General features: G+C 67.6%; 22 protein-coding genes and 2 pseudogenes. 15 read left to right on the plus strand and 9 right to left on the minus strand.

Going from position 1 to position 23,421, the window contains the following annotated elements:
• Positions 1–237 precede the first annotated feature (237 nt).
• Positions 238–1,449, minus strand: a complete 1,212-nt coding sequence (tyrS, locus tag ACE3T8_RS14005) for a tyrosine--tRNA ligase (protein WP_374609945.1) — start codon at positions 1,447–1,449, stop codon at positions 238–240.
• A 167-nt stretch (positions 1,450–1,616) separates the two neighbouring features.
• On the opposite strand from tyrS, the gene ACE3T8_RS14010 reads away from it, so the two are divergent.
• Complete coding sequence (locus ACE3T8_RS14010) at positions 1,617–3,044, plus strand: peptidoglycan DD-metalloendopeptidase family protein (RefSeq protein WP_374609947.1); 1,428 nt, start codon at positions 1,617–1,619, stop codon at positions 3,042–3,044.
• Positions 3,045–3,075: 31 nt separating this feature from the next.
• Positions 3,076–4,203: an anhydro-N-acetylmuramic acid kinase gene (locus ACE3T8_RS14015; RefSeq protein ID WP_374609949.1), complete on the plus strand. Its 1,128-nt coding sequence runs from the start codon at positions 3,076–3,078 to the stop codon at positions 4,201–4,203.
• Between the two features lies 1 nt (position 4,204).
• Here the strand turns inward: ACE3T8_RS14015 and ACE3T8_RS14020 are convergent, their stop codons facing one another.
• From ACE3T8_RS14020 to ACE3T8_RS14030, 3 genes are read right to left on the minus strand one after another with little or no spacing between them, the layout of a single operon-like run.
• Positions 4,205–4,462: a hypothetical protein gene (locus ACE3T8_RS14020; protein ID WP_374609951.1), complete on the minus strand. Its 258-nt coding sequence runs from the start codon at positions 4,460–4,462 to the stop codon at positions 4,205–4,207.
• Between the two features lie 42 nt (positions 4,463–4,504).
• Positions 4,505–5,869, minus strand: a complete 1,365-nt coding sequence (locus ACE3T8_RS14025; RefSeq protein WP_374609953.1) for an MFS transporter — start codon at positions 5,867–5,869, stop codon at positions 4,505–4,507.
• Complete coding sequence (locus ACE3T8_RS14030; protein ID WP_374609955.1) at positions 5,866–6,669, minus strand: exodeoxyribonuclease III; 804 nt, start codon at positions 6,667–6,669, stop codon at positions 5,866–5,868. Before ACE3T8_RS14030 ends, ACE3T8_RS14025 begins: the two co-directional genes overlap by 4 nt.
• A 95-nt stretch (positions 6,670–6,764) precedes the next feature.
• On the opposite strand from ACE3T8_RS14030, the gene pyrE reads away from it, so the two are divergent.
• Positions 6,765–7,427: an orotate phosphoribosyltransferase gene (gene pyrE / locus ACE3T8_RS14035; protein WP_374609957.1), complete on the plus strand. Its 663-nt coding sequence runs from the start codon at positions 6,765–6,767 to the stop codon at positions 7,425–7,427.
• A gap of 34 nt (positions 7,428–7,461) precedes the next feature.
• Entirely contained in the window at positions 7,462–8,154 is a 693-nt protein-coding gene (locus ACE3T8_RS14040; protein ID WP_374609959.1) for a hypothetical protein, read from the plus strand.
• Positions 8,155–8,172: 18 nt separating this feature from the next.
• Here ACE3T8_RS14040 and ACE3T8_RS14045 read toward each other — a convergent pair whose 3' ends face one another.
• The 3 genes and pseudogenes from ACE3T8_RS14045 to coaBC all read right to left on the minus strand — a co-directional run bounded on the left by ACE3T8_RS14045 (position 8,173) and on the right by coaBC (position 12,220).
• Positions 8,173–10,524: a phosphomannomutase/phosphoglucomutase gene (locus ACE3T8_RS14045; protein ID WP_374609961.1), complete on the minus strand. Its 2,352-nt coding sequence runs from the start codon at positions 10,522–10,524 to the stop codon at positions 8,173–8,175.
• A gap of 12 nt (positions 10,525–10,536) precedes the next feature.
• On the minus strand, positions 10,537–10,995 hold the full coding sequence (gene dut, locus ACE3T8_RS14050; RefSeq protein WP_374609962.1) for a dUTP diphosphatase: 459 nt from the start codon (positions 10,993–10,995) through the stop codon (positions 10,537–10,539).
• Positions 10,995–12,220, minus strand: a pseudogene (gene coaBC / locus ACE3T8_RS14055) (bifunctional phosphopantothenoylcysteine decarboxylase/phosphopantothenate--cysteine ligase CoaBC). Before coaBC ends, dut begins: the two are co-directional and overlap by 1 nt.
• A 97-nt stretch (positions 12,221–12,317) precedes the next feature.
• Here coaBC and radC point away from each other — a divergent pair.
• The 10 genes from radC to ACE3T8_RS14105 all read left to right on the plus strand — a co-directional run bounded on the left by radC (position 12,318) and on the right by ACE3T8_RS14105 (position 20,079).
• On the plus strand, positions 12,318–12,992 hold the full coding sequence (radC, locus tag ACE3T8_RS14060; protein WP_374609964.1) for a DNA repair protein RadC: 675 nt from the start codon (positions 12,318–12,320) through the stop codon (positions 12,990–12,992).
• A gap of 40 nt (positions 12,993–13,032) precedes the next feature.
• Positions 13,033–13,272 carry a hypothetical protein gene (locus ACE3T8_RS14065; RefSeq protein WP_374609966.1) on the plus strand — a complete coding sequence of 80 codons (240 nt, stop codon included), beginning with the start codon at positions 13,033–13,035 and terminating at the stop codon, positions 13,270–13,272.
• 63 nt (positions 13,273–13,335) lie between these two features.
• The gene (argS, locus tag ACE3T8_RS14070) at positions 13,336–15,051 is read left to right on the plus strand and encodes an arginine--tRNA ligase (protein ID WP_374609968.1); all 1,716 of its coding nucleotides are present in this window, start codon (positions 13,336–13,338) and stop codon (positions 15,049–15,051) included.
• 15 nt (positions 15,052–15,066) lie between these two features.
• Positions 15,067–15,822 carry an SPOR domain-containing protein gene (locus ACE3T8_RS14075; protein ID WP_374609969.1) on the plus strand — a complete coding sequence of 252 codons (756 nt, stop codon included), beginning with the start codon at positions 15,067–15,069 and terminating at the stop codon, positions 15,820–15,822.
• Positions 15,822–16,643, plus strand: coding sequence for a prolyl oligopeptidase family serine peptidase (locus ACE3T8_RS14080; protein WP_374609971.1), 822 nt, complete (start codon positions 15,822–15,824; stop codon positions 16,641–16,643). Before ACE3T8_RS14075 ends, ACE3T8_RS14080 begins: the two co-directional genes overlap by 1 nt.
• A 43-nt stretch (positions 16,644–16,686) precedes the next feature.
• On the plus strand, positions 16,687–17,058 hold the full coding sequence (locus ACE3T8_RS14085; RefSeq protein WP_374609973.1) for a hypothetical protein: 372 nt from the start codon (positions 16,687–16,689) through the stop codon (positions 17,056–17,058).
• 28 nt (positions 17,059–17,086) lie between these two features.
• On the plus strand, positions 17,087–17,845 hold the full coding sequence (locus ACE3T8_RS14090) for an SDR family NAD(P)-dependent oxidoreductase (protein WP_374609975.1): 759 nt from the start codon (positions 17,087–17,089) through the stop codon (positions 17,843–17,845).
• Positions 17,846–17,916: 71 nt separating this feature from the next.
• The gene (locus tag ACE3T8_RS14095; protein WP_374609976.1) at positions 17,917–18,954 is read left to right on the plus strand and encodes a hypothetical protein; all 1,038 of its coding nucleotides are present in this window, start codon (positions 17,917–17,919) and stop codon (positions 18,952–18,954) included.
• 136 nt (positions 18,955–19,090) lie between these two features.
• The gene (locus ACE3T8_RS14100) at positions 19,091–19,447 is read left to right on the plus strand and encodes a hypothetical protein (protein ID WP_374609978.1); all 357 of its coding nucleotides are present in this window, start codon (positions 19,091–19,093) and stop codon (positions 19,445–19,447) included.
• 2 nt (positions 19,448–19,449) lie between these two features.
• Entirely contained in the window at positions 19,450–20,079 is a 630-nt protein-coding gene (locus ACE3T8_RS14105) for a hypothetical protein (protein WP_374609980.1), read from the plus strand.
• A 9-nt stretch (positions 20,080–20,088) separates the two neighbouring features.
• On the opposite strand, the gene ACE3T8_RS14110 is transcribed toward ACE3T8_RS14105, so the two are convergent.
• Positions 20,089–21,177 (minus strand): acyltransferase family protein, encoded by a 1,089-nt coding sequence (locus ACE3T8_RS14110; protein WP_374609982.1) that lies wholly within the window; start codon positions 21,175–21,177, stop codon positions 20,089–20,091.
• Positions 21,178–21,191: 14 nt separating this feature from the next.
• Positions 21,192–23,081: an arginine decarboxylase gene (gene speA / locus ACE3T8_RS14115; protein WP_374609984.1), complete on the minus strand. Its 1,890-nt coding sequence runs from the start codon at positions 23,079–23,081 to the stop codon at positions 21,192–21,194.
• A gap of 123 nt (positions 23,082–23,204) precedes the next feature.
• Between speA and ACE3T8_RS14120 the strand changes: the two are divergent.
• Positions 23,205–23,421: pseudogene (locus tag ACE3T8_RS14120) on the plus strand (polyamine aminopropyltransferase); the annotation flags it as partial.

Here is a 23,421-nt window from a genome sequence, read left to right on the forward strand (position 1 = left end):
CAAGTCACCTGCGCACACTGTCAAAGATCTGCGAACGTCGGCCTCAGCGCCTGGTTCGTTTCTCGCTGCGACGTTTCCGTCGAAGTGAGCCGCACATCATACAAGGGTTTTTGTTGCCGTCAACACCCTGTGATGGTTTTTTTTCGGCCTGCTTCGACATGAAGCCGGAAGCGGGTCGATGATTCTAGCGGACCTTGCTGCAGGACAGCAAGCGGGATTTCAAGATTTCTCTCTGGATCATGCTTGAACGAGGCGAACCCGCGCGAAATTGCGCTTGCCGACCGCCAACACGCCCTCGAAACCGGGGGCAAACACCCTCGCGCCGTCCTCGAACACTTCGCCATCGACGCGCACCGCGCGCTCCTTCAACTTGCGATTCGCCTCGGAGTTGCTGGGCATCAGGCCGGCCGCCGCAAGCAGGGCAGCAATGCGCAGGCCATCCGCGGGGACAGCCAATTCCTGCAGCGGCAGGCTGGACAAGTCGCCTTCGCCACGCACCGCGGCATGCCAGCCGGCGACCGCCTGCTCGGCGGCGGCGGTATCGTGGAAGCGCGCGGCGAGCTCGCGCGCCAGCCGCAGCTTGATGTCGCGGGGATTGAGCTGACCGTTCGCGACTTCCACCTGCAGCGCCCTCGCCTCGTCCACGCCGATGTCGAAGCTCAGCAACTCGATCCACTTCCACATCAGGTCGTCGCCGATCTTCATCGCCTTGGTGACGATGTCGATCGCCGGTTCGGCGATGCCGATGTAGTTGCCCAGCGACTTGCTCATCTTGTTGACGCCGTCCAGGCCTTCCAGCAGGGGCATGGTCAGCACCACCTGTGGCGCCTGCCCGTGCGCCTCCTGCAGGCCGCGGCCCATCAGCAGGTTGAACTTCTGGTCGGTGCCGCCGAGTTCGACGTCGGCCTTGAGCGCGACCGAGTCGTAGCCCTGCACCAGCGGATACAGGAACTCGTGGATGGCGATCGGCTGCTGCGCGGCGTAGCGCTTGGCGAAGTCGTCGCGCTCCAGCATGCGCGCCACGGTGTGCTGCGCGGCGAGGCGGATCATGTCGGCGGCGGTCATCGCACCGAACCACTCGCTGTTGAAGCGCACTTCGGTGCGGTCCTTGTCCAGCACCTTGAACACCTGGTCGGCATAGGTCTGCGCGTTGGCGAGCACGTCGTCGCGGGTGAGCGGTTTGCGGGTCGCGTTCTTGCCGGTCGGGTCGCCGATCATCCCGGTGAAGTCGCCGATCAGGAAGATGACCTGATGGCCGAGGTCCTGGAACTGCCGCATCTTGTTGAGCAGGACGGTGTGGCCGATGTGCAGGTCGGGGGCGGTCGGGTCGAAGCCGGCCTTGACCCGCAGCGGGCGACCTTCCTTCAGGCGGGCCGCCAATTCGTCGCGCTTGAGGATTTCGTCGCTGCCGCGGGCGATCAGGTCGAGGGCATGCTGGTGGTCGGGCACAGGAAGACTCGCAGGCGGCCGTTTCGTGACCGCGTTCGGGGAATGAGGTTAAGGTAACGTTAAATCGAATGCAGGAAAAACATTCGGAGATTCAACGAGTTGACGCTTGTTGTTCGCATGATTATGGTACCGCGTCGACGCATTCGTCACACGCGGGGGAAGGCCACATGACGGATTCGCACCACGACGCCGTGCGTCGCGAGAATCTCGAGCGTGCGCGCGCCAACGGCGCACAAGGCACCTCGCCGCTCGCCATCGCGCATCCGTTCAACGGTCGCTGGACCCGCCGCCATTGGGCGCATGCAAGCCTGTTCGCGACCATCGGCGCCTTGCTGGCAGCGATCGTGCCGGGCTTTTCCAGTGCACTGGAAGCCACACCCAACACCCAACGCACCACCCTGTCGCTGGCCTTGCCGCAGCTGCGCCTGACCCGCGCGGACAAGGACCATTGGCAATCGGTCACGCTCAAGCAGGGCCAGACCCTCAGCGCGGTGTTCGATGAGCTCGGCATCCCCTACAGCCAGCTCGAAAAGGTCATGCAGCACCCGAAGATCAAGCCCGCATTGCGAAAGCTGCGGCCGGGTACCGCGCTCAGCTTCAACCTGCCCAGCGACGGCAGCGTGCGGGCGATGCGCATCGAGGCCGCACCGGGCATCGGCGACGAACCGGTGGAACTGGAATTCGACGGCGATGCCCTGCGCGAGCGCTCGGTGCCGCAGGAAATCACCACCCGCACCGTGGTGCTGAGCGGCGAAGTCGGCAAGTCGCTGTTCGCCTCCGCGCGCAAACTGGGGCTGGGCAGCGCGCAGTTGAACCAGCTGACCGACGAGATGTTCAAGTACGACATCGACTTCGATTCCGACCTGGACGAGGACGATCGCTTCAGCGTGGTGGTCGACCAGACCTGGAAGAACGGCCAACTGGCGAGCACCGGCCCGGTGCTGGCGGCCACCTTCACCATGGACGGCAATCTCAAGAGCGCGTTCCGGCACTTGCGCAATGGCAAGCCGGAATACTTCACCCCGGATGGACGTTCGCTCAAGCGCGCCTTCATCCGCATGCCGATTCCGTACGCGCGCCTGAGCTCCGGCTTCGGCGGGCGCAAGCATCCGGTGCTGGGCCGTTTCCGCATGCACAAGGGCGTGGACTACGCCGCCGGCACCGGAACCCCGATCCAGGCCGCCGGCGACGCGCGGGTGGAGCTGGTGGGCTGGAAGGGCGGCTACGGCCGCACGGTGATCCTCAACCACGGCGGCGGACGCACCACCCTGTATGGACACATGTCGCGCTTCGCCGGGATCAAGCCGGGCCAGCGCGTGTCGCAGGGCACGGTGATCGGTTACGTCGGCAGCACCGGCCTGGCCACCGGCCCGCACCTGCACTACGAATTCCGCGTCAACGGCGTGCACATGAACCCGCTGAAGATGACCCTGCCGCCGCCGGAACCGCTCAGCGGTGGCGCCCTGGTCGCCTTCAAGAGCGAGACCCGCCGCGCCCTGGACAAGATCCGCGAGGTCGAGGACGTGGTGTTCCAGCTCGACGACGGCAGTCGCGTGGCCAGCACCGCCAAGACCGGCAGCCGCAAGAAGGGTTGATCGCCTGCGCGGCGCGGCGATACTGCATCGCATGCCAAACCTGCAACCTGCGCGACTCTTCCTTGGCCTGATTTCCGGCACCAGCGCCGACGGCATCGATGCCGCGCTGGTGCGTTTCGCCGACGACACCCCGCATGCGCGGTCCGAACTGGTGTTCGGCCGTACCTATGCGTGGGATCCGATGCTGCGGGCATGGCTGGTGGCGCTGGGCCAGCAATCGGCGCAACTGACCCTGGACGAGGTCGGCGAGCTCGACGTGCGCATCGGCCGCGCGTTCGCGAACGCGGCGAATGCGGCGATCGCCGACAGCGGCATCGATCGTGGCGAACTGGCCGCGATCGGCTCCCACGGGCAAACCCTGCGGCATCGTGCGCATGGCGACGTGCCCTACACCCTGCAGCTTGGCGACCCGTCGAGCATCGCCGAGCGCTGCGGCGTGGCGGTGGTGGCGGACTTCCGTCGTCGCGACGTGGCCGCCGGCGGGCATGGCGCGCCGCTGGTGCCGGCCTTCCACGCCGCCACCCTGCACGACGCCGGCGAAGATCGCGCCGTGCTCAACCTGGGCGGCATCGCCAACTTCACCCTGCTGCCCGCGCACGGTGCGGTGCGGGGTTTCGACACCGGCCCCGCGAACGGGCTGATGGATGCCTGGTGCCTGCGCCACACCGGCCACGGCTTCGATGCCGGTGGCGCGTTCGCGGCATCGGGGCAGGTCGACGATGGCCTGCTGGCCCGGCTGCTGGACGAACCGTGGTTCGCGTTGCCGCCACCGAAATCGACCGGGCGCGACCAGTTCCACCTGGACTGGGTGGCCTCTAAACTGGCCGGCGATGAATCCGCGGCCGACGTGCAGGCGACCCTGCTCGCGCTGACCGTGCGCACCGTCGCCGACGCGCTGCGGGCCAGCCAGCCGGAGACACGTCGGCTGATCGCCTGTGGCGGTGGCGTGCACAACCCCGCGCTGATGGTGGCATTGGCAAATGCGATGCCGGGCATCCATGTCGAATCCAGCGCCGCGCACGGGCTGGATCCGGACAGCGTGGAAGCGATGGCGTTCGCGTGGCTGGCCCGGGAAACGCTGGCCAACCGGCCGGGTAACCTGCCGGCGGTGACTGGCGCCGCCGGGCCACGCGTGCTGGGCGGGATCTACCCGCCCTGACTCAGTCGCGCCGGACGACGCGGCCGATCATCCCGAACGCCGAGTCCGGCACTTTCTCGATCTGGGTGATCGCTTCGGACAGTGCGACCTGCTCGCGGGTGTTGAGCAGGTGCTTGCGCACCCGGTCCTCGATCGCATCCACGCCGATCGCCAGGGCTTCGGAGGCAACGGTATCGAGCGTAAGCCCCTGCAACTCGGCCAGCCGGCGCAGGCGTTCGTCGAGCTTGGGGCGGATGTTGTGCCCGGTGAGATCGGTCATGACAGGGGAATCCTTGCTTGCGCGGGGGAACGCACGCCCGTTCTAACCCGGCGGACCGCGCCCGGGCAAGTCCGGCGGGGCGTCGGCACGGATCCGCCTGGCCAGCAGCAGGCACAGCAACAGCGCCGGAATACCGGTCAGTGCCGTGCCCAGGAAGAACAGCGCGTAGCCGCCGACCTGCCCGTGGCCCGCCTGCAGGGTCTCCACGGCGACACCCGAAAACCCCTTCAGCACCTTGCCCAGCAGCGCATAGAACGAACTGAGCAGCGCGTATTGCGTCGCGGTGTAACCGACGCTGGTCAGGCTGGACATGTAGGCGACCAGCGCCGTCCCGGCGAAACCCGTGGAAAACCCGTCGATGAACATCGCCGCGGCGAACACGCCGGGATCGCCATTCGCATAGGCCACCCAGGTGAAGGCCGCATTCGAACCCGGGCCGAGGATGGCGCCGGCCAGCAGCGTCGGCACGAAGCCAAAGCGCACCGCGCTGATCCCGGCGGCGGCGATGCCGAGCACGGACGCCACCAGCCCGAGCGAAGCCCGCACTTCGCCGACGAATTCCTTGCTGATGCCGATGTCCGCATAGAACGGGTTGTTCATCGGCCCCATCACGAAGTCCGGCAGCCGGTACAGGCTGATCGCCGCGAGCATCAGCAGCGCCCATTTGCCGTGGGTGCGGAAAAACGACAGGAACGGCCCGAGGATGGCGTCGAACAGCCCGGACAGGGTCCACAACGGTTCATGCCCGGCGATGCCCGGCGCGTGCGAGGCCGCCGGCTCGCGCGCGAGGAACAGCGCGGCGAGGACTCCGATGCCCATCAGCAAGGCCATCACCCAGTACGACGGCGCCCAGCCGATGTAGGTGGCCAGGATCAGGATCAGCGCATCGGTCACCAGCAGCGCGGCGCGATAGCCGATCTGGGTCCCGGAGGTCAGCAGGCCCAGTTCCTCGGTGTTGTCGGCGATCTCGATGCGCCAGGCATCGATCACGATGTCCTGGGTGGCGGAGGCGAACGCGGCCATCAGCGCCAGCGCACCGAACACCACCAGGCCGCCTTCCGGCTGCACGATGGCCATGCCGGCAAGCCCCGCCGCGACGATGCCCTGCGACAGCAGCATCCAGCCACGGCGGCGCCCAAGCCTGCCCAGCAGCGGCACGTCGGTCTTGTCGATGATCGGCGCCCACAGGAACTTCAGCGTGTACGCCAGTCCGACCCAGGACAGGAAGCCGATCGCCGACAGCTCGCTGCCGCCCTCGCGCATCCAGTAGCCCATGGTGTTGCCGACCAGGTACAGCGGCAGGCCGGACGAAAAGCCGAGCAGCAGCATCGCCAGCACCTTCGGCCTGTGCAGCGCGCGCAGGACATCGCCGGTGGTGGTCTTGCGCGACGTCGCGCCTGCGCTCACCCGGCGTACTCCACCAGGCACGGGGCGTGGTCGGAGAAGCGCGGTTCCGGGTAGATTTCGGCGGCCACCACGGTCGATGCGATGCCGGGCGTGGCGATCTGGTAGTCGATCCGCCAGCCCACGTTGTTGGCGCGCGCCGCGCCGCGCTGCGACCACCACGAATATTCGACGGCATCGGGCTTGGCGACCCGGAACGCGTCCTTCCAGCCGTGCTCGGGACGCGCGACCAGGCCATCGTGGCAATCGTCGGCGATCATTCCGCTGAGCCAGGCGCGTTCATGCGGCAGGCAGCCGGAATTCTTCTGGTTGCCGCTCCAGTTCCTGATGTCATTGCGGGCGCGCACGATGTTCCAGTCGCCGCAGAGGACGTACTCGCGGCCGCTGGCCAGCCATTGGTCCATGATCGGCTTCAGCCAGGCCATCACCTCTTCCTTGAAGCCCTGGCGCAGTTCGCCGGAACTGCCCGACGGGATATAGAACGAGACCACGCTGAGGTTGCCGAAGCGCGCCTCGATGTAACGCCCTTCATCGTCGAACGGGGGCCACCCGAGCGACGTGCGCACCTCGTCCGGCTCGCGCCTGCTGTAGATCGCCACGCCGCTGTAGCCCTTCTTGGTCGATGCGTCCTTGAACCAGGCCTTGTATCCGGCCGGACGGAACACGGCATCGGACAACTGGTGCTCCTGCGCCTTGGTTTCTTGCAGGCACAGCACGTCGACATCCTGTTTGCCGAACCAGTCGAAGAAGCCCTTGCTGGCCGCCGAGCGCAGGCCGTTGGCATTGAAACTGAGGATGCGCATGCGGCAGTCCGGCGAAAGCGATGGCCGAGGGTAGCCGATGCGCCACGCCGCGCAAGCCCCGCGACGGCATGCCGCACGCGTGGGAGAATCGGCGCATGGATCCCGCACATGACGACCACCGTACCCGCTTCCTGCAACTCGCCCTGCGCGCCGACGCGCTGCGCTTCGGCGAGTTCACCCTCAAGTCCGGGCGCACCAGTCCGTACTTCTTCAATGCCGGGCGCTTCGACTCCGGTGCCGCGCTTGCCGAACTGGCCGGCTGCTATGCCGATGCCGTGGACGCTGCCGGGCTGGGGTTCGAGCTGCTGTTCGGCCCGGCCTACAAGGGCATCCCGCTGGCCACCGCGCTGGCCTGTGAGTACGCCCGCCGCGGCCGCGACCTGCCGCTGGCGTTCAACCGCAAGGAAGCCAAGGCGCATGGCGAGGGCGGCAGCCTGATCGGCGCTGCACTGGCCGGCAAGCGGGTGTTGATCGTGGACGACGTGATCACCGCCGGCACCGCGATCCGCGAGGCGCTGGACATCATCGCGGCGGCTGGCGGCATCGCGGCCGGCATCGTCATCGCCCTGGATCGGCAGGAGCGGGTGCGGGAAGAGGTGGCGCAATCCGCCGCGCAGGCGGTGGCGACGGAACACGGGATCCCGGTGATCGCCGTGGCCGGATTGTCCGACCTGCTTGAATTCGCCGGCGAAAGCGCCGACCTTGTACGCCAACGCGATGCCCTGCTCGCCTACCGCGCGCGCTACGGCATCGCATGACCGCCACGCTTCAGGACTGCCACAGGGGGCTGTCATGACGCATTTCCGCCGCGCCACGCTCGCCATGACCGTCCTGCTCCTGCTGGGCGCGGGCATCGCGTCCGCACAGACCAAACCGTCCACCGAAAAGAAGATCTATTGCTGGAATGAAGGCGGTCGCAAGGTCTGCGGCGATGCACTGCCGGCCTCCGCGGCCAACAGCGCGCGCACCGAGATCAGCACGCGCAGCGGCATGACCACCGGCCGGGTGGATCGCGCCCTGACAGGCAGCGAACGCAGCGCCGCCGAACAGGCGGCCGAACTCGCCCGCCTGCAGGCCGAGGCGCTGGCACTGCAGCAGCGCCGCGACCTGGCGATGGTCGAGTCGTACATGACCGAAGCCGACCTGCGCCGCGCCTATGGCGAGCGCACCGCGCTGCTCGACGAGACCCTCAAGGCCAGCAGGCTGGGCCTGTCCAACCTTCGCCTGAGCCTGCTGGCGCTGCTGCGCCAGGCTGGCGACCAGGAACTGGCTGGGCCGGTCAACCCGCGCCTGGGCACATCGATCCGCGAGCAGCACGGCGAGTTGCTGCGCCAGCAGCAGATCCTGGTCACCCAGCAGCAGGATCGTGCCGCACTGGAAAGCGACCTGCAGGACTCGCTGCGCCGCTACCGCGACCTCAAGCGCAGCGACGCTCCTGCCGACCCGGCAACGACACCCGCAGCGACCGTGCCAGCAGCGGGCTGAGCCCGCCGCTGCCGTTCGTCAGAACGGCAGCTTCAAATCCGGCTGCACCTGCAGCAGTTGCTCGCGGAAGGCCTGCTGGATGCGTGCCATGGCCGCGTTGGTATCGGCATCGAAACGCATCACCAGGATCGGCGTGGTGTTGGACGCACGCACCAGGCCCCAGCCGTCCGGCCAGTCCACGCGCAGCCCGTCCAGGGTCGACAGACGCGCGCCCTCGAACCTCGCCACCAGCTTGAACCGGTCGACGAAGGCATGCGGCTCGCCATCCGGGGCTTCGACCTTCAGCTCCGGGGTGGAAATGCCGTCGGGCAGGGTGGCGAACAGGTCTTCGGGCGACATCCCGCTGGCGTCCAGGATCTCCAGCAGGCGCGCCGCGGCGTAGATGCCGTCGTCGAACCCGAACCAGCGCTCGGCGAAGAAGAAATGGCCGCTCATCTCGCCGGCCAGCTCGGCCTCGGTTTCGCGCATCTTCGCCTTGATCAGCGAATGCCCGGTCTTCCACATCAGCGGGCTGCCGCCGTGGCGCAGGATCTGGGTCGGCAGCCGGCCGGTGCACTTCACGTCGTACACGATCACCGCGCCCGGGTTGCGTTCCAGCACGTCAGCGGCGAACAGCATCAACAGGCGATCCGGGAAGATGTACTTGCCGGACTTGCTGACCACGCCCAGGCGGTCGCCATCGCCGTCGAAGGCGATGCCGAGGTCGGCGTCGAGGCGCTGGACCATCTGTACCAGCGCTTCCAGGTTGTGCGGTTCGCTGGGATCCGGATGGTGGTTGGGGAAGGTGCCGTCGATGTCGCAGAACAGCGGGGTGACGTCGGCGCCGATCGCCTCCAGCACGCGCGGACCCAGAGTGCCGGCCACGCCGTTGCCGGCATCGACCACCACCTTCAAGGGTTGGCCGACCTGGATGTCGCCGGCGATCCGGTGCACGTAGTCCTCGCCGATGTCGCGCTCGCTCAGCGTGCCCGGCAACTTGGTCTCGAGCAGGCGGTCCTCGGCGATCCGCGCGTGCAGGTCGAGGATGGCGTCGCCGGACAGGGTCTCGCCGCCGACCACGATCTTGAAGCCGTTGTAGTCGGGCGGGTTGTGGCTGCCGGTGATCGACACGCCGCAGCCGGTGCGCAGGTGGTAGCAGCCGAAGTACACCACCGGCGTCGGCACCATGCCCAGGTCGATGACATTGCGGCCGGCCTTGCGCAGGCCGGCGATCAGCCCTTCGGACAATTCCGGACCGGACAAACGGCCATCGCGGCCGATCACGATCTCGTCCAGGCCCTGGTCGAACATGAGTGAGCCGACGGCCTGGCCGATCAGCTCGGCCACGCTGGCATCCAGGGTCTTCCCCATCACGCCGCGGATGTCGTAGGCGCGGAAGATGCCACGGTCGATCGCGACCTGCACCCCATCGCCCTTGCTGTCCTCGGCCACTTTTTCGCGCACCACCGGCTCGGGGGGCGGCTGGTCGCGCTGGATATCGGCCAGCGTGGGTTCGGCCTCCTCCGCGGCGTTGCTGCGCAGGCCAAGCAGGCGCGGGCGCACGATCACCCACAACCAGGCCGACAGCAGCACCAGGATCGCACCCAGGCCGACCGCCGACATGCCGCCGAGCTGGAACGGAGTGGCAGCCGCATCGGGGGCCGACGCGGCGATGCGCAGGTCGCTGTCCGGCACCTTGGCGGCCAGCGCTTCGGCCGAATTGCCGAGACTTGTATCGCCGCGCTCCAGCACGTTGCGGCTGCCCTGGCGCAACGCCAGGTAGGTATAGGCGGGCACCGTTGGTGCCTCGACTCCGTTGGCCAACTTGGCCAGCGGGAGTTCCACGTAGGCGACCATCGAGCCGCGCCCGCCCGCGACCGGAACCGCCAACGCCAGGCGCTGGGTACCGGCGGACTTGACCACGCGCGCCACCGGCTTGCCTTCCGACAACGCGGCTTCGCAGGTGGCCAGTGCACCGAATCCGGTGCGCGGCAAGCCGGCATATGCCTCGGTCAGGTCGGCCGGCCACAGTTCGGCACGCTGCAGCTCCGGCCAACTCTGGCGCAGCAGGCGCAGGGCCGCGGCGCTGTCGCCGGTCGCCAGCGCGGCCTTGACCCGATCGGCGCCCAACCGCTGCACCAGCCGGCCGCGTTCGTCGTTGAGGGTGCGCCGCGCTGCCATCACCGCATCGTCGCGGGCCACCTGCAGGCCCGATTGACGGGCATCGTCGCGAATGCGCAGCGCACCGCTGACCAGGCACCAGATGCCGAGCAAGGCGAGCAACGCGACCAGCAGCGGCAGCGCTCTCGCCGCCTGTGCCGGATCCAGCTTCAGCTTGCCCTTCTCTTCGCCGTCGTCCTTGCCACGACCGCCGATTCCGAACACACCCATCTCGATCCCCCGTCAACGCACGCCGGTATGGCCGAATCCGCCCTCGCCGCGCGCGCTCTCCTTGAAAGTATCCACCACCTGCAATGCCGCGCGCACGATCGGCAGCAGGACCAGCTGGGCGATGCGGTCGCCGGGGGAGATCGTGTACGCCGCATCGCCCCGGTTCCAGGTGCTGATCATCAGCGGCCCCTGGTAGTCGGCATCGATCAGGCCGGTGCCGTTGCCCAGCACGATGCCGTGTTTGTGGCCCAACCCGGAACGCGGCAGGATCACTGCGCACAGTCCCGGGGCTCCGATGTGGATGGCCAGCCCGGACGGGATCAACGCAGTCTCGCCCGGTGCCAGCAGCAGCGGCGCATCGAGCGCGGCGCGCAGGTCCAGCCCCGCACTATGCTCGGTCGCGTAGGCCGGCAACGTCCATTCATCGCCGAAACGCGGATCCAGCAACTTCACCTGCAGGGCCTGCGTCATCAGCCTGCGCTCCGCGCCGACAGGCATTCGGCCACGATGTCGAGCAACTCGCCGGCCAATGCGGTCTTCGATGCCGGGCCCAGCGCGCGTTCGCCGTCGCGGTCGATCACCAGCAGCGCGTTGTCGTCGCTCTCGAACCCGCCACCGGCGATCCCGACCCGGTTCGCGCAGATCAGGTCTACGCCCTTGCGCTCCAGCTTGCCGCGCGCGTAGCCGGCGACGTTGTCGGTCTCGGCGGCGAAGCCGACCACCAGGCGCGGGCGCGCCGCATGCGCGGCGACCTCGGCCAGGATGTCGCGGGTCTTCACCAACTCCAGCACCAGGGTGTCCTGGCCAGGCTGCTTCTTCAGCTTGTTCGCCGATGCCGCGCGCGGCGTGAAGTCGGCCACCGCCGCCGCGCCGATGTAGAGGTCGCAGGGCAGCGCGCCGATCACCGCATCGTGCATCTGCGCCGCACTGCGCACGTCGACGCGGCGCACGCCGGGTGGCGTGGCGATATGCACCGGCCCGGCCACCAGCACCACCTCTGCGCCGCGTTCGGCCGCCACCGCGGCGATCGCGAACCCCATCTTGCCGCTGCTGCGATTGCCGAGGAAGCGCACCGGATCGATGTCTTCATAGGTCGGGCCGGCACTGACCAGCAAGCGCACGCCCGCCAGCATCGCGCTCATCGCGCGACTCCCATTGCCGCCACGATCGCCGCGGGTTCGGTCATCCGGCCCGGGCCGGATTCGCCCTCGGCCAGCGGACCGTCGTCCGGTCCGATCACCAGCACGCCGCGGTCGCGCAGCAAAGCAACATTCGCCTGCGTGGCGGGGTGCCGCCACATCCGGTGGTTCATCGCCGGGGCGATCGCCAGCGGGGCCTCGGTGGCCAGGCACAGGGTGCTGACCAGGTCATCGGCGATGCCGTGGGCGAGCTTGGCGATGGTGTTGGCGGTGGCCGGCGCCACGATCACCTGCTGCGCCCAGCCGGCCAGTTCCAGGTGGCCCATCGCGGCCTCGGCCGTTTCGTCCCACAACGACATGCGCACCGTGAGGTGCGACAGGGCCTGGAAGGTCTGCGCAGTGACGAAGCGCCGGGCGTTGTCGGTCATCGCCACCTGCACGTCGGCACCGGCATCGCGTAACCGGCGCAGCAACTCGGCAGCCTTGTAGGCGGCGATCCCGCCGCAGACGCAGAGGAGGACGCGGTGCGTATCGGGGGTTGTAGGCGGCGCCTGCATCCGGCCGGTTTCCTGACCACGTGACGGGCGACCAGCTTACCCGATGGTCGATGCTGCACCGATGCCGCATCGCGATGCATCGATGCACGCTGGCCGCATGCACATCCGTGACTGGCCCGAAGGCGAACGCCCCCGCGAAAAACTGCTGGCCCACGGCGCCGGCAGCCTGTCCGACGCCGAACTGCTGGCGATCTTCCTCGGCTCCGGCACCGCTGGCCGCGACGCGGTGGCCAGCGCACGCGACCTGCTGGCCGGTAACGGCGGCCTGCGCGCACTGCTCGATCGCGAGCCGAAGGCGATGACCCGGCTGCGCGGGATCGGCCCGGCGCGCGCCTGCGCGCTGGCCGCGGCACTGGAACTGGGCCATCGCCACCTGGCCGCGCAACTGGAACGCGGCGAGATGCTGGGCGATCCGGCGGCGGCCGGGCGCTACTTCGCCCAACGCCTGCGCGGGCTGGCGCACGAAGTATTCGCTGCGCTGTTCCTCGACACGCGGCATCGCGCACTCGGCTTCGAGGAACTGTTCCGCGGCAGCATCGACGGCGCAGAAGTGCATCCGCGCGCGCTGGTCGAACGCGCGCTGGCACGCGGCGCGGCCGCGGTGATCATCGGCCATAACCACCCCAGCGGGAATCCGGAACCCAGCGCCGCCGACCGCGCGGTCACCGCGCGCATCAAGCAGGCACTGGGCCTGGTCGACATCCGCCTGCTCGACCACTTCGTGATCGGCGACGGCCCGCCGCTGTCGATGGCGGCGCGGGGGCTGGTGTGAAGCCCGGCCTGTCGAACTGCTACCCTCCGATGAGGTTGCAATGAACAACACCGAAAACCTGATGCTGGAACATCTCAAGCGTTTCCAGGCCGGCCAGGATCGTATCGAGCGCAAGCTCGAGGATCTGACCCGGCGCGTGGGCAACCTGGAAACGGGACAGGCCGCGATCATCCAGCACCTGGGCACGCTGGCCGCCGCCGATGCGCAACAGCAGGTCTCGATCGACGGACTGAATGCCCGGCTCGATCGCATCGAACGGCGGCTCGACCTGGCCGGCTGAACGGAGTCGTCCTCGCCGCCTCGCGTACAATGCGCAGCCATTGAAACGGCTGCCTGATCCTTCGTGAAAACCCAGCTCCGCGCCCTGATCACCGATCTGATTGAAGGGGGCCTGTCCGCCCTGCGTGCCGCCGGCACCCTGCCCGCCGACCTTGTCTCGCCCGACTTCGTGATCGAGCGACCGAAGGAGCGCGCGCACGGCGACTTCTCGACCAATGCGGCGATGCTGCTGGCCCGTGAGCTTGGCAAGCGCGGGGCGAAGACCAATCCGCGCGCGCTGGCGCAGCAGCTGGTCGACGCCTTGCCGGCATCGGACGCCATCGCCAAGGTCGAGCTCGCCGGTCCCGGCTTCATCAACATCCACCTGACGCCAGCCGCCTGGCAGCAACAGGTGCGCGACATCCATGTCGCCGCAGAAAGCTTCGGTCGCAACGCGAATGGCAACGGCAAGACGGTCGGCGTGGAATACGTGTCGGCCAATCCGACCGGCCCGCTGCATGTCGGCCACGGCCGCGCCGGGGTGATCGGCGACTGCATCGCGCGGGTGATGGCCGCCAACGGCTGGAACGTGAAGCGCGAGTTCTACTACAACGACGCCGGCGTGCAGATCGAGAACCTCGCCCGCTCCACCCAGGCGCGCGCGCAAGGCTTGAAGCCAGGGGACGAGTCCTGGCCGGCGGATGCCTACAACGGCGATTACATTGGCGATGTCGCGCAAAGCTACCTGCGCGGCGACAGCGTCGAGGTCGAAGGCCACGTGGTGACCGGCAAGGACGATGCCGGCGACCTCGATGCCATCCGCAAGTTCGCCGTCGCCTACCTGCGTCGCGAACAGAACGCGGACCTCGCGGCATTCGGCGTGTCGTTCGACCGCTACTTCCTGGAATCGTCGCTGTATGCCGACGGCAAGGTCGAGGAGACCGTGCGCGAGCTGATCGCCCACGGCCACACCTACGAGGAAGGCGGCGCGCTGTGGCTGAAGACGACGGACTTCGGCGACGACAAGGATCGCGTGATGCGCAAGTCCGATGGCACCTACACGTATTTCGTGCCGGACGTGGCCTATCACCTCAGCAAGTGGCAGCGCGGCTATGAGCGTGCGGTCACCGAACTCGGTGCCGACCACCACGGCTCGCTGGCGCGCGTGCGCGCCGGCCTGCAGGCGCTGGACTGCGGCATCCCGGCCGGCTATCCGGACTACGTGCTGCACCAGATGGTCACGGTGATGCGCGGCGGCGAGGAAGTGAAGCTGTCCAAGCGCGCCGGCTCCTACCTGACCCTGCGCGACCTGATTGAAGAGACCAGCGCCGACGCCGTGCGCTGGTTCCTGGTCGCGCGCAAGCCGGATTCGCAGCTGACCTTCGACATCGACCTGGCCCGTTCGCAGTCGAACGACAACCCGGTCTACTACGTGCAGTACGCGCACGCCCGCGTGTGCAGCCTGCTGCGCCAGGCCGGCGAAAAGGGCTATGCGCATGACGCAGCGAACGGCCATGCGTCGCTGCATCGGCTCGATGACGCCCCTGCGCAGGAGTTGATGCGCGAGCTGTCGCGGTTCCCGGAAGTGGTGGAAGCCGCCGGCAACACGCTGGAACCGCACCTGGTCGCGCAATACCTGCGCGAACTGGCGAACGCCTTCCACGGCTGGTACCACGCGTCGCCGGTACTGGTGGAGGATGCCGCGTTGCGCGATGCGCGGCTCGCGTTGGCGCTGGCCACTCGGCAAGTGCTGGCCAACGGACTCGACCTGCTCGGCGTCAGCGCCCCGGAGAAGATGTAAATGAGGATCGGGTAAATGGCAGCACGACGCGGCAAGTCGCAGGCGCGACGCAACGGTTCCAATGGACTGCCTGGCTGGGCGTGGCTGGTGATCGGCGTGCTGGTCACGCTGGCGGTGGTGCTGGCGGTGCCCCGCATCCTGAAATCCGAGGGCGGCGCCGACGGCTTCTTCCGTCCCAAGCCGAATCCGGATGCGCAGCCCGCGGCGACCAACGAAGACGGCGAGGCGATCGCCCCGGACACCGCGACCGATAGCGCGAAGCCCGAGGCCGACAAGCCGAAGCAGACCCAGTACGACTTCTACACGCTGCTGCCGGGCGAAGGCGTGCAGATGAGCGATGCCGAGCTGGCCGCCAGCGCCAAGGCGGAAGCCGAGGCACAGGCCAAGGCAGCGCAGCAGCCAGACCCGGCGACCACGGCCACGGCCGATGGCAGCCTGCCCGCACCCATCGCGGAAACGCCGGCGGCGACACCGGCGACAGCCGCCACGCCCGCCGTTGCGGCGAGCGCATCGACGACGCCTGCAGCCAGCACCGATGACACCCGTTACCTGTTGCAGGCCGGTGCCTTCGGTGCGTCCGGCGATGCGGAAACGGTCAAGGCCAAGATCGCGATGCTCGGCCTGAACGCCCGCGTTGAGTCGGCGCAGATCGGCGGCAAGACCGTCTACCGCGTGCGCATGGGGCCGTACGGCAGCGCGTCGGAACTCGCCGACGCCAAGGCCAAGCTGTCCGGCGGCGGCCTGCCGGCGATGGCGGTCAAGACCAACTGATGCGCTTCGTCGTGCTCGCCTGCGTGGCCCTGCTGGCGGGCTGCACCGGCAATGCGGGCGAGACGCTCGTGCGTGGCACGCCACCGCTGGATCGCAGTCCGGCGGCGGCACTGTCCGCGGATGATTTTGCCGCGGGCACCTTCACCGCGAGCGACGGCACGACACTTCCGTATCGCCTGCTGGCACCCGCACGGATCGAACCGGGCCGCCGCTATCCGCTGGTGGTGCAGTTCCACGGATCCGGCGCGATCGGCAACGACAACCGCGCGCAGATCGAGCTCGATTTCGCCGCGCGGGCGTGGGCGATCCCCACTATCCGCGCACGTCATCCGGCCTTCGTGCTGGTGCCGCAGTTCCCGGTGCGCAGCGCGAATTACGATGATCCGGTCGCCCCACGCAGCGCCATCGCCGCCCCCGCATTGTCGGCCGCGCTCGAACTGGTCGATGCCGTCATCGCGCAGCAGCCGGTGGATCCTGCACGCGTCTACGCCAGCGGTTTCTCGATGGGCGGTTCGGCGACATGGCTGTCGTTGCTGGCACGGCCCGATCTCTTCGCTGCGGCACTGCCGATCAGCGGCATCGCGCCCGACCGTGCACGCGCGAACGCGCTGAAGCACATCCCGATCCTCGTCCTGCATGGCGATGCCGACACCGAAAACCCGATCGACGCGGATCGCGAGATGGTCGCCGCCATTCGTGCCGTCGGCGGCAGGCAGGTCCGGATGCGCACCTATGCCGGCCTTGCGCACCTGCCACCGGGGGATCTCGTCCCCGGCGACTGGTGGCGCGACTGGCTGTTCGCGCAGCATCGCGATCCCTGAGACACTCCGACGGCACAGTGCCCGACCCGGAAGGACGCATGCCATGGCCATCGAAACCGCGCTGATCAAACCCGTCGTCGATGCGCTGATGGCGCTGCTCCAGCGCGGCGAGAAAGCCACCCTGAAGCGCAACGCCGAAGCCGCCCTGCGCGAGGCGATCCGCGAACTCCTGCTGGCCAATCCCGACGAAAACAAGGCCGAAACGCGCATCGCCATCGCCAAGGCCGCCGGCATCCTGTCCGAGGACGTGATGCTGGCCGAGGACATGCTGGAGAAGCATCGCGCCACCAGGGCGAAGACCCGCGGCAAGGCCGCGACCGGACGCAAGCGCAAGCCTGCCGTGCTGAAACCGGACGACAAACCGGTAGTGAAGAAGCCGGCCGCTGCTGCGAAGAAGGCCGCGAAGAAGCCCTGAATGCACGCGCCGCCTTAGAATCGGCGGCATGACTGGACAATCCCCACGCACCGCCCTGATCACCGGCGCCACCGCCGGCTTCGGCCGCGCCGCCGCGCGCCGCTTCGTCGACGCCGGCTGGCAGGTCATCGCCACCGGCCGCCGTGCCGAACGCCTCGATGCCCTGCGCGCCGAACTCGGCGACGCCGTGCACACCGCCTGCTTCGACATCCGCGACGAAGCCGCGATGCGCGCCGCGTTGGACGCATTGCCGGAGCGCTTCCGCGGCATCGACCTGCTGGTCAACAACGCGGGCCTGGCGCAGGGCACCAAGCCCGCGCAGCACGCACTGCTGTCCGACTGGAAGACCATGATCGACACCAATGTGACCGCGCTGGTGACGCTGACTCATGCGCTGCTGCCGCAGTTGATCGAACGCAAGGGCGCGATCATCAACATCAGCTCGGTCGCCGGCGTGTATCCCTATCCCGGCGGCAATGCCTACGGCGGCAGCAAGGCCTTCGTCAGCCATTTCAGCCAGGGCCTGCGCTCCGACCTGCACGGCACCGGCGTGCGCGTGACCACCATCGAACCCGGCATGGCCGAAACCGAATTCACCGTGGTCCGCACCCATGGCGACCAGGCCGCGTCCGACACGCTGTACACCGGCGCCAACCCGATGACCGCCGAGGACATCGCCGAATCGATTTTCTGGGTCGCCACCCTGCCGCCGCACCTCAACATCAACCGGCTGGAGTTGATGCCGACCTCGCAGTCGGTGGCCGGCTTCCAGGTCCATCGCGGTTGATGCGTGCTACCCCGCGTTCGCGGGAATGACGAGCAAGCGCGACTTGATCAGCGTTGTCCTAAAGTGCGCTCATGCGAGATGACGATTTCCATCACTGGAGCCCCCAACTTCGCCGTGCCGTGATGAAGGTGCGGCCGGAGTATTTCACCTGGGCAAGGCCAGAACGGGATCGCTACAGTGCGGCCATTCCACGGGAAGATCGGAATGCGGTTGATGCCGCCCTGCTGCGCAGCCTGTTCAAACGCGACTTCGATTCGCTGGAATCGGCCAAAAAGGCCGTCGACGAACTACCGCTCGAATGTCTCAATCGCTGGAACGAGACCCTCCTGCCGTTGACCGGGATCGGCGAAGACTGCTTTTTCCTGAACGAACACTTTGCCGATGGCAGGAGCCTTCTGGATTTCCCGACCTTGCGCGACTACGACGCGGACGATCACGCATTCCAGGAAGAACACCGCCTGAAGGACATTCCGGATTACGAACCGAAGCCCTATCGAGGCGATCTGCACTACAACTGGGCGCGACTTTTCGTCGATGGCGCTTTCACGTACGGCACCTTGTCGATGGCATCCCGTTACATCAATGCCCTCGCCAGCGAGGCTGCCAGCAACAGGCTTGACGCGCTTCTGCCGCACGAATACGTGCCCGGGCCCGAGCATCAAAAACAGGATGAGAGAGGGTATCTCCGCTGGGACATGCGCATCCAGGCTGGTGGCAAGGAGGGCGTGATCGACGAACTGCGCCATCGGCTTTGGACCTACGAATCCGAACGACTCGACGCATTGCGGGAGGAATGGGACTGCAAGGGCTTTCGCGGTGTCTACCTGCAGGAGGCAAGCGAACACGGCGAGCACAATCTGCACTTCGTGTTCACCGACAAGGAGATCCTGTCCGACATCCGCTTCCATTCATTCCTGCGCGATTGCCTCGCCGCCAAACGCGATTCAGGCGAGCTGCAGCGAGCCGTGGAAATCGAATGCGCGACAGCCATTCGTTTCATCGATGAGCAATGCGCCGAAGTGCTGCGCACCTACGACCCAAAGGTCACGCCGCTTCGCAGGCGCAAGACCGTCATGATGGCGCCGGGTGTACTCGATGCGCTGGAGTGACACAAATGTCCGACAGCCCGCGTAACTCGGGTAGAGCGGCAAACGCTCGGCTGGCTGAGGCGGCACCGTCCCGGCAACATGGCACTGAGGAAATTTTGGGTATAAAGTCCAATTTATCCAAATTGGAGATAACACCATGGCTCCTGCCCTCGCCCTCAAGTCGCTGGAAAGCCTGCCGCGCACGCCGGCCTCGGACATGAAGAAGCTGGGCTGGCGCGGGGTCATGAAGACCATCGCGCGCAGCGGCAAGGTGCTGGTCACCAATCACGACGAACCCGAGGCGGTGATCATCCCGGTCGCCGAATACAACGCCATGCTCGCCCTGCTGCGCGAGGCCGCCAGCCGCGACGAGGACGCGCTGGACGCGCTGCGCCGCAAGTTCGACGAGCGCATGGCCAGCCTGAAGGCGCCGGGCGCGGGGGAGAAGCTCAACTCGGTTTTCGACAAGCCACTTGAACTGGACGGCAGGGTCATCGCGGGTGAGAGCTTCTGAGCATGGCGCGACCACGCATCCTGGTGCTGGCCGGGGTGAATGGGGCAGGCAAGAGCTCGATCGGCGGTGACACGCTGCGCCAGGCAGGCATCACCTGGTTCAACCCCGATACCTTCACCCGGGAATTGGTCGAAGCCACCGGTAGCCCGCTGGCGGATGCCAATGTGGCCGCCTGGCAGGAAGGCCTGCGCCGGCTGGACGCCGCCATCGCCCATGGCGAGGACTACGCATTCGAGACCACGCTTGGCGGCAACACCGTCGCCACCAGACTGCGCGATGCCAGCACCAGCCACGACGTGCTGATGTGGTTCTGCGGGCTGGATTCGCCGGAGCATCACATTGCCCGCGTGCGGTTGCGGGTCAGCCAGGGCGGGCACGACATCCCCGAGGCGAAGATCCGCGAACGCTATCGCACCTCGATCGCGAACCTGGTCGCGCTGCTACCGCGCCTGTCGCGATTGCAGGTGTACGACAACAGCCGGGATGCAGCACCCGGAACGCCTGTCGGCGATCCACACCTGCTACTGCAGATGGAGGGCGGCCGCATCGCCTGGCCCACCGACGCGGACACCTTGCGCGCTACGCCCGAGTGGGCCAAGCCGATCCTGGAAGCGGCGCTGTCGATGCAGTGACGCCCCGCCTCAGCCGCGCGACAGCACCCGCGTCCGCAAGCGCAACCCCGGCCGCTCCACCGCGTAATACAGCACCGCCGCCGCCAGCAGCGAGGCCGCGCCGTACGCCGCATAGGCCACGATGCCACGGCCTTCCAGCCACTCGCCCCACTGGGCCTGCACCACGCCGTACATCGGCTTGTGCACCAGGTAGAGGCTGAACGAGATCGCCGCGAGCCATGCCGCGCCGGGCAGCGCGCGCTTGCCGAGCAACCCGTGCGGTTGCGCGCCGGCGAACACCAGCATTGCCAGTGCCAGCGACAGCACCGGCCAGCCGATGCTGTTGCCGAGCAGGCCGGTGCGTTCGCGGAACAGCCAGAACGCCAGCGCGAGCACCGCTACGGCGAGCAACGCGGCGACATTCGCGTGCTTCGCCATGCGCGTCCACGACTCGGGGCGACAGGCCTGCCAGGTCGCCAGCATCACCCCCATCAACAGACCGTCGAGGCGGTTCCACGTCGGGTAGTAGATGTCCTCGACGAACCACGCGCGCGGCGGCTGCAATGCATCGAAGTGCAGCCACGCACCGGTGCGGATGGCGATGCCGCCGAGCAGCACCACGATGCAGGCGATCCAGAATTTCACTGCCGACGGCTTGCGCGCCATCAGCAACGCCAGCGCCGGGAACAGCAGGTAGAAATGTTCCTCCACGCACAGCGACCAGGCATGCGAGAACGCCGCGTTGGTCGCGTAGTCGATGTCGAGATTCACGAAGAACAACGCGAACTTCCACCACGGCTCCATGCCCGGCGCCTCGCGGAACCCGGGCCAGACCAGGTACACCGCAAGCACCACCCAGAACGCCGGCAGGATGCGGAACGCACGTTTGACGTAGAACGCGCGCAATGATGGCGTTTCGCCGCGCGCCAGTGGCCGCAGCAACTGACCGCCGATCAGGAACCCGCTGAGCACGAAGAACAGGTCCACGCCCATCCAGCCGTAGCGCTCCAGCCAGCGCCAGTCCTCGCCCAAGCCGCCGACGATGAAGCTGTGGAACTGCATCGTCCACAACACCGCGATCGCGCGCAGCAGGTCGAGTCCCGGCAAGCGGGTCGGCATCGCCGACCCCGCGCTCACTGCGGGGTGTCGTCGAGGTAGGTGTACGCGGTCAGCCCGCGTTCCAGCGCCTCGTTCAGGCGATCCGCTTCGGCCTTGCTCAGCTCGGTGGCGGCACCGACCAGGGCCTTGTAGCGGCGGCGCAAGTCGTCGAGTTTGTAGCCCACGTAATCCAGCATCACGTCGGTGGTATCGCCGCGGCGCTGCTGGACGATGCGATGGCCATCGCCGTCGCAGCGCACTTCGATGGCGTCGGTGTCGCCGAACAGGTTGTGGATGTCGCCGAGGATTTCCTGGTACGCGCCGACCAGGAAGAAGCCCAGCCGGTAGCTTTCGCCCTTGCGCAGTTCGTGCAGCGGCAGCGAGGAATCCAGGTCCTCGTTCTCGACATAGGTGTCGATCTTGCCGTCGGAGTCGCAGGTGAGGTCGGCGATGATGCCGCGCCGCTTGGGTTCTTCATCCAGGCGCTCGATCGGGGTGATCGGGAACACCTGGTCGATCGCCCACACGTCCGGCATCGACTCGAACACGCTGAAATTGACGAAGTACTTGTCGACCAGGCGCTCGCTGAGTTCGTCCAGCAGGTCGCGATGGCTCTTCTCGTCGTAGGTCAGGCGCGCCTTCACCGCATGCGCGATCGCGTAGAACAGGTCGTCGATGCGCGCGCGCTGGACCAGGTCGATTTGCCCGAGCGTGTACAGCGACAGGCCTTCGGCATGCGCCTGCGACGCCTCGTGGAAGACTTCGACGGCCGGACGCTGCGCCATTTCCTCGTGCAGTTCGCGCAAGTGACGCACCGGCTGCGATTCATCGTCGTGCGATTCCGGCACGCGGCCTTCCGGCGCCTGTTCGACTTCGCTCACGTTGGCCACCAGCACGGCGTGATGCGCGGTCATCGCGCGGCCGCATTCGGTGACGATGCGCGGCGGCGTGAGACCTTCGGCCTGGCAGGCCTCGGCCAGCGGCTGCACGATGCTCGACGCGTAATGGTGGATGCCGTAGTTGACCGAGTTGTAGCTGCGCGAACGCGTGCCTTCGTAGTCGATGCCGAGGCCGCCGCCCACGTCGACGTGGGTGATGTTGGCGCCGAGCCGCGACAGCTCGACGAAATAACGGGTGGCTTCGCGCATGCCCGCGGCGATGTCGCGCACGTTGGAAATCTGGCTGCCCATGTGGAAATGCAGCAGTTGCAGGCAGTCGCCCATGCCGGCGTCGCGCAACGACTTCCACAGGGTGAGCAACTGGCGCGGGTCCAGCCCGAACTTCGCCTTGTCGCCACCGCTGTTCTGCCACTTGCCGGAACCCAGCGAGGCCAGCCGCATGCGCACGCCCAGGCCCGGCCTGACGCCCAGCGCGGCGGCTTCTTCCAATGCAATTTCCAGCTCGGACGGTTTCTCGATGACGATGAAGGTCTGCAGGCCCAGCTTGCGGCCGATCAGCGCCAGGCGGATGTATTCGCGGTCCTTGTAGCCGTTGCAGACGATCAGCCCGCCCGGCCGCGACAGCGCCAGCACGGCCATCAGTTCCGGCTTGCTGCCCGCTTCCAGGCCGAAGCCCTCGCCATGGTGGCTCGCCAGGGTGCCGGCCACCGCCTGGTGCTGGTTGACCTTGATCGGATACACCGCGGTGTAGCCGCCGGCGTACTCCCAATCCTTGCGCGCCTGCGCGAATGCGGCCTGCAGCTTGCCCAGGCGATCGCCGAGGATGTCCGGGAAGCGCACCAGCACCGGCAGGTTGCCGCCCTGCGCCAACGAGGCATCCACCACGTCGGGCAGCGCGATCACCGGGCCATTCGCGCCCTTCGGCCGCACCACGATGCGGCCCTTGTCGTCCACGTCGAAATAGCCGTCGGACCAGTGCGGAATCGAGTAGGTCTTGCGGGCCAGGTCGGGCGACCAGTCGGTCATGTCGGGAACACCAACGGCAGGGGGATCGGCATTGTATGACCTGCGGTCACGGCGGTAACGCCCGCTCCGTGACAACGTGCCCATTACAATGGGCACCCCGCCTCATTCCACGGAACCGCCGCGATGACCGAACCGACCTGGTTGCACGAGCACTTCGACAAGGCCGGCTCGTCGATCGGCTTCCGCGTGACCCGCAAGCTGGACGAAGTGCAATCGCCGTTCCAGCACATCGAGATCTACGAGTCGACCGACTGGGGCAACGTCATGCTGATCGACGGCGCGATGATGCTGACCACCCGCGACAACTTCCTCTACCACGAGATGATGTCGCACCCGGCGC

Origin of the sequence: Thermomonas sp. (genome assembly GCF_041919455.1) — a bacterium.
In the GTDB taxonomy this organism is placed as follows: domain Bacteria; phylum Pseudomonadota; class Gammaproteobacteria; order Xanthomonadales; family Xanthomonadaceae; genus Thermomonas.